The following is a 1,423-nucleotide window of genomic DNA, read 5'->3' as shown; positions in this document are numbered from 1 at the left end:
GACACTATCCCGATAAGTGTGTAAACTTTAAATTATGAATTTATGGTCAGGTTTCAAGAAGCCTGACCCTATCACCAAATATAAGCAGGAAACTGTTAAGAATAGTGCCCCAGTCTCGAATGGGCATAGTCCATTTTTTCGATGCTTCTCTTGCAGCGAGGAAAACAGACTTCATAACAGCATCATCTGTAGGGAAAGAGAGCTTGTTTTTGGTGTATTTTCTGATCTTTCCATTCAGGTTTTCAATCAGGTTGGTGGTATAGATGATTTTACGGATTTCAGCGGGGTAATCGAAGAAGACGGTGAGTTCGTCCCAGTTGTCCCTCCAGCTTTTGATGGCATAGGAGTATTTGGAGTCCCATTTTTTGGCAAAATCGTTAAGAGCAGCCCATGCAGCCTCCTTGGTAGGGGCAGTATAAATTTCCTTCATATCCCTTGTAAAGGCCTTACGGTCTTTCCATACGACATATCTACATGCATTTCTGATCTGATGGACAACACATATCTGGGTGACGGACTGAGGGAAGGAGGCCTTTATTGTATCAGTAAACCCGTTCAGGTTATCAGTTGCTGTTATGAGAATATCTTCAACCCCTCTGGCTTTCAGGTCAGTGAGTACCCCCATCCAGAAAGCGGAAGATTCATTCTTACCAAGCCAAAGGCCGAGTATCTCTTTGAGGCCGTTAGTTCTGAGGCCAACAGCAATATAAACGGTCTTATTGACTACTTTGGAGTTCTCCCTGACTTTGAAGGATATACCATCCATCCAAACGATCAGGTATACAGGGTCAAGCGGCCTGTTTCTCCATGCAACAATATCCTCCGCTACGGCACTGGTAACCCTTGAGATGGTGGAAGTGGATACATTGATGTCATAAAGCTCCCGGATCTGCTCTTCGATGTCCTGGTTTGACATTCCCTTGGCATACATGGATATGATCACGTTTTCAACGCCCTCTGCCATACTTTTGCGTTTGGGCACAAGGGCAGGCTCAAAGCTGCCGTCCCGGTCTCTTGGAACTTTGATTTCAGCTTCTCCAAAGGAGTTCTTTATTGTTTTGCTGGAATGGCCATTTCTTGAATTGGAATTATCGGAGTTCTGATGCTTTTCATAACCAAGATGGGCATCTAACTCGCCTTCAAGCATTTTCTCGACAGCTCTTTTCTGAAGCTGTTGAAGAAAGGAATTGAGCTCCCCTGCAGTCTTGAACTGCTTGAGGAAATCATCATTTAATAGATCTTCTTTTTTCATTTTTGCAATCTGTGTGTTAAAGGTAAGAAATTGTCCACACACAGATCGGGTATTCGCCTACCGCGGGTTCCTCAAATTCTCTGTGCGATTTCTTCTAAATCACACTGAGAATTTCGAGGTATAACTTTAACTTCGTAAGTAGCTAAACCAACTTACACAGTTTTTGTCATA

1 protein-coding gene is annotated in these 1,423 nt (G+C 43.3%); it reads right to left on the bottom strand.

Translation table 11 applies throughout. The annotated features are described in order from the left end of the window. Nucleotides 1–46: 46 nt before the first annotated feature. Nucleotides 47–1,252 (bottom strand): IS256 family transposase, encoded by a 1,206-nt coding sequence (locus A33Q_RS01225; RefSeq protein ID WP_009036495.1) that lies wholly within the window; start codon nt 1,250–1,252, stop codon nt 47–49. Between the last annotated feature and the right edge of the window lie 171 nt (nt 1,253–1,423).

Source organism: Indibacter alkaliphilus LW1, from assembly GCF_000295935.2.
Classification (GTDB): Bacteria; Bacteroidota; Bacteroidia; order Cytophagales; family Cyclobacteriaceae; genus Indibacter; species Indibacter alkaliphilus.
This window is presented reverse-complemented; position numbering and strand designations above follow the sequence as displayed.

Bases quoted from the DNA above. Each gene is read 5' to 3' on its own strand.
- A33Q_RS01225 (WP_009036495.1), bottom strand. From the start codon at position 1,252: ATGAAAAAAGAAGATCTATTAAATGATGATTTCCTCAAGCAGTTCAAG.